The 5,384-nt window shown below is 71.9% G+C and carries 2 protein-coding genes; both read left to right on the forward strand.

The features are described from left to right. Window positions 1-992: ATP-binding protein (locus tag VF794_RS31985; RefSeq protein ID WP_331116906.1), on the forward strand; the 992-nt coding region annotated here is incomplete at its 5' end. A 144-nt stretch (window positions 993-1,136) separates the two neighbouring features. After that, window positions 1,137-5,384 (forward strand): glutamate synthase large subunit (gene gltB, locus VF794_RS31990; RefSeq protein ID WP_331116907.1); only part of this gene is annotated, 4,248 nt, incomplete at its 3' end.

A 5,384-nucleotide genomic window follows, 5' to 3' on the forward strand; every position in this document is an offset into this window, starting at 1 on the left:
CGCTCTACTCCATGGAGCGGAGGATCGCGCAGGGCCAGCCGGTGGAGCTCTCCAGCGTCATCAAGTCCAAGCGCCAGGTGGAGCGGCTGGCGGGGCTGGTGAATGACTTGCTGGACGTGTCGCGGCTGGAGCTGGGCCACCTGGTGGCGGAGGTGGTGGACCAGTTCCGCCTCGCCTTCTCGCGCCCCTTTTCCCTGGAGGTTCCGCGCGAGCGCATCTGGGTGCGGGGAGACCGGGACCGGCTGGAGCAGGTGCTCGTCAACCTGCTGGAGAACGCGCACAAGTACAGCCCCGAGGGAGAGACGATCTCCGTGGAGGTGGAGGCGCGGGCCGGCGAGGCGCGCCTGCACGTGAAGGACCGGGGCATCGGCGTGCCGGCGCAGGACCAGGCGCGGCTCTTCCAGCGCTTCTACCGGGCGGGCAATGCCTCGTACCGCAACTTCGGCGGGCTGGGGCTGGGCCTCTTCATCAGTCACTCCATCGCCCGGCTGCACGGGGGCTCGCTGTCGCTCACGAGCGCCGAGGGCCAGGGCTCCACCTTCTCCTTGGGGCTGCCGCGCATGTCCGCGAGCGACGTGCGCCAGCTGCTCCCCCGGGTGCTGCTGCTGGACGAGGACCCCACGCAGGAGGCCGTGGCCGAGCGCGTGCTGGGCGACGCCGGCTTCGAGGTGCTCACCGCGCACGGGGGCGTGGACGCGCTGCGTCGCGTCTCCCACCTGCCCGTGGACCTGGTGCTGCTGTCGGCGAGCGCCCCACCTACCCAGCTCGGCATCTTCCTGGCCGCTTTCGCCGAGCTGCCTCGCGCCCGGCCCGTCCCCATCGTGCTGGCTGGAGCCGCGCGGCCCGCCTGGGCCCACCCGGAATCCGCCCTGTGCTCGCGGCCCTACCGCGAGCCGGAGCTGCTCACCGCCGTGCGCACCACCCTGGGCCTGCCCGAGGAGCACCTCTCCCGGATGGAGCGCGTCCCGCTGGAAGCCCTCATGCTGCCGTGAGGGGCCGGGCCATGTCGGGCCCTCGCTCCTCTGTTCGCTCCTGGCGCGTCCGGGCGTGCACCCCGCGGGTTTGTTTTCCGCGTGCTGACGCGACGCATTAGACTCGTCGCGTCGGTGGGGTTCACCCACCGCGAGGGAGCGGTGATGTCGGAGCGCTGTCCGGGACGCTATGGGCTGTATGAGCCGCAAACCGAGCACGATGCCTGCGGTGTGGGTTTCGTGGCCCACATCCGGGGCGAGAAGTCGCGCGGCATCGTCGAGGACGCGCTGGAGCTGCTCAACCGGCTGAGCCACCGGGCCGCGGCGGGCAAGGATCCCGAGACGGGCGACGGGGCCGGCATCCTCGTGCAGCTGCCCCACCGCTTCTTCGAGCGCGAGCGCCTGGGCTTCGCGCTGCCACCGCGCCGCCAGTACGCGGTGGGCATGGTGTTCCTCCCCGCCGACGAGGAGGCCCGCATCGCCTGCGAGGCGGCGCTGGAGCAGGTGGCCGCCGACGAGGGCCAGCGCGTGCTCGGCTGGCGGGACGTGCCGGTGGATCCCTCGCACCTGGGCCGGCTGGCTCGGGAGGGCGCTCCCGTCATCCGGCAGCTCTTCGTTGCCCGGCGCCGCGTGGTGCCCAGCGCCTTCGAGCGCAAGCTGTACCGCATCCGCAAGCTGGCCGAGCGCCGTATCCGCGAGCGCAACTTCGACCCGGACGGCCAGTTCCACGTGGCCAGCTTCTCGGCGGAGACGCTCATCTACAAGGGCCTGCTGCTGCCCCGGCAGCTCCCGCGCTTCTACGTGGACCTGCAGCACCCCGAGTTCGTGAGCGCGCTCGCGCTGGTGCACTCGCGCTTCTCCACCAACACCTTCCCCACCTGGGAGCTGGCGCAGCCGTTCCGCTACATCGCGCACAACGGGGAAATCAACACGCTGCACGGCAACCGCAACTGGATGAACGCGCGGCGCGGGCTGCTCCAGTCGGCCCGGCTCGGCGGCAGCCTGGAGCCCCTCTTCCCCCTCATCGTCCCGGGCAAGAGCGACTCGGCGCAGTTCGACAACATGGTGGAGCTGCTCTACCTGGGCGGGCGCCAGCTTCCCCACGCGATGATGATGATGATTCCGGAGGCGTGGGAGGGCCACACGGAGATGAGCGACGAGCGGCGCGCCTTCTACGAGTACTCCAGCGCGCTGATGGAGCCGTGGGACGGGCCGGCGGCCATCGCCTTCACGGACGGACAGCTCATCGGCGCCACGCTGGACCGCAACGGGCTGCGCCCCGCGCGCTACCTCGTCACCGAGGACGACCGCGTCATCCTGGCCTCGGAGACGGGCGTCATCGACGTGCCCGCCTCGCAGGTGCGCCGCAAGGGCCGCCTCACCCCGGGCCGCATGCTGCTGGTGGACACCGAGGAGGGCCGCATCCTCGAGGACGAGGAGGTGAAGCGCGACATCACCACCCGCTGGCCGTACCGGCGCTGGCTCGAGCGCAACGTCTTCACCTTCGACGACCTGCCCACGGTGCCCGCGCCGCCGCGGCTGGGCGGGGAGGAGCTGTGGCGGCTGCAGCGCGCCTTCGGCTACTCGGACGAGGACGTGCGGCTGCTGCTGCGCCCCATGGCGGAGGCGGGCAAGGAGCCGGTGGGCTCCATGGGCACGGACACGCCCCTGGCGGTGCTCAGCGAGCAGGCCCCCACGCTCTTCAACTACTTCCACCAGCTCTTCGCGCAGGTGACGAATCCGCCCATCGACCCCATCCGCGAGTCGCTGGTGATGACGGTGGCCACGGGGCTCGGGCCGGAGGGCAACACCTTCGAGGAGACGCCGGAGCAGTGCCACCGGCTGTCGCTGCCGGGCCCCATCCTCACCAACGGGCAACTGGCGAAGCTGGCCGCCATCCGCAACGAGGGCATCTTCGAGACGCACCGGCTGAGCCTGCTCTACCCCCTGGACGGGGGCGAGGGCGCGCTGGAGGCGGCGGTGGAGCGGCTGTGCACCGAGGCCGTGGAGGCGGTGGACGCGGGCGCGAGCATCCTCGTGCTCAGTGACCGGGGCGTGGACGCCATCCGGGCCGCCATCCCCGCGCTGCTGGCCATGTCGGCGGTGCACCAGCGGCTCGTGCGCGACGGCACCCGGATGTACACGGGCCTCGTGCTGGAGACGGCCGAGGCGCGCGAGGTGCACCACTTCGCCTGCCTCTTCGGCTACGGCGCCTCGGCGGTGAATCCCTACCTCGCGCTGGACACGCTGCGAGCCCTGGCGGACGCGGGCGAGCTGCCCGTGGGCGAGGAGAAGGCGCAGGCGAACTACATCCACGGCATCGAGGAGGGGCTGCTCAAGGTGATGTCCAAGATGGGCATCTCCACGCTCCAGTCCTACCGGGGCGCGCAGCTCTTCGAGGCGGTGGGCCTGGAGCGGCGGCTGGTGGAGCGGCACTTCACGGGCACGCCCTCGCGGGTGGAGGGCGTGGGCCTGCCGGAGCTGGGGCGCGAGGTGCGGGAGCGGCACGCGCGCGGCTTCGGCGAGGCGGTGGAGCGCGAGGCGGAGCAGCTCCCGGTGGGCGGCCTGTACCAGTGGCGCCGCCGGGGGGAGACGCACAAGTGGAACCCGGCCACCATCGCGAAGCTCCAGCAGGCGGCGCGCACCAACGACGCGGCCCTCTTCGCCGAGTACTCGCGGCTGGCGGACGATGAGTCGCGCGAGCACTGCAACCTGCGCGGGCTGCTGGAGGTGGTGACGGAGGGGCGTACCCCCGTGCCGCTGGAAGAGGTGGAGCCGGCGAGTGAGATCCTCCGGCGCTTCGTCACCGGCGCCATGTCCTTCGGCTCCATCAGCGCCGAGGCCCACGAGACGCTGGCCATCGCGATGAACCGGATGGGCGGGCGCTCCAACAGCGGCGAGGGTGGTGAGGAGGCGCGCCGCTACGCCCGGGACGAGAACGGGGACCTGCGCCGCAGCGCCATCAAGCAGGTGGCCAGCGCGCGCTTCGGCGTCACCACCGAGTACCTCGTCAACGCGGCCGAGCTGCAGATCAAGATCGCCCAGGGCGCCAAACCGGGCGAGGGCGGACAGCTCCCGGGCCACAAGGTGGACGAGCGGATCGCCAAGGTGCGCTGGTCCATGCCGGGCGTGACGCTCATCTCCCCGCCGCCGCACCACGACATCTACTCCATCGAGGACCTGGCGCAGCTCATCTACGACCTCCAGTCGGTGAACACGGCGGCGCGGGTGAGCGTGAAGCTGGTGAGCGAGGTGGGCGTGGGCACCATCGCGGCGGGCGTGGCCAAGGCCGGCGCCGGGTGCGTGGTCATCGCCGGCTACGAGGGCGGCACGGGTGCCTCGCCGCTCTCCAGCATCAAGCACGCGGGCCTGCCGTGGGAGCTGGGGCTGGCGGAGACGCAGCAGGTGCTGGTGCACAACGGGCTGCGCAACCGCATCCGGGTACAGGTGGACGGCGGCCTGCGCACCGCGCGCGACGTGCTCGTCGCCACGCTGCTGGGCGCCGAGGAGTTCGGCATGGCCACCGCGAGCCTCATCGCGCTCGGGTGCATCATGCTGCGCAAGTGCCACCTCAACACCTGCTCGGTGGGCATCGCCACGCAGGACGCGGGCCTGCGCGAGCGCTTCCACGGCAAGCCCGAGCACGTGGTGAACTTCTTCTCCCTGGTGGCCGAGGATCTGCGGCGGCAGATGGCGGCCCTGGGCGTACGCCGGCTGGAAGAGCTGGTGGGCCGGGTGGAGTTGCTGCGGCAGCGGCCCGCGTCCGACCACTGGAAGGCCCGGCGGGTGGACCTCTCCGGCCTGCTGACGCCCTCCATGGCCGCCCCCGACGAGCCCCGGCGCTGCGACTCGCCGCAGGTGAAGGACGTGTCGGACCACCTGGACCACGACCTGCTCCAGCACGCGAAGGCCACGCTGGAGGGCGGGGCGCCCACGATGCTGGTGCGCCAGGTGAGCAATACGCACCGGGCCGTGGGAGCCATGCTCTCGGGGGAGATCGCCAAGCTGCACGGGACGCGGGGGCTGCCGGACGGGCAGCTGCGCATCCGGCTCCAGGGCTCGGCGGGACAGAGCTTCGGGGCCTTCCTCGCCAGCGGCGTGACGCTGGAGCTGGCGGGCGATGCCAACGACTACCTCGGCAAGGGGCTCTCCGGTGGGCGCATCATCGTCCACCCGTCCGAGGGCAGCCGCTTCGTCCCCGAGGAGAACGTGCTGGTGGGCAACACCGTGCTGTACGGAGCCACGGCCGGCGAGGTGTACCTGCGCGGACTCGCGGGCGAGCGCTTCGCGGTGCGCAACAGCGGCGCCCAGGCGGTGGTCGAGGGCGTGGGCGACCACGGCTGCGAGTATATGACAGGCGGCGTGGTTGTCGTTCTCGGCGAAGTAGGCCGTAACTTCGGCGCAGGTATGACG

The organism is Archangium sp., from assembly GCF_036389735.1.
Lineage (GTDB): Bacteria > Myxococcota > Myxococcia > Myxococcales > Myxococcaceae > Archangium.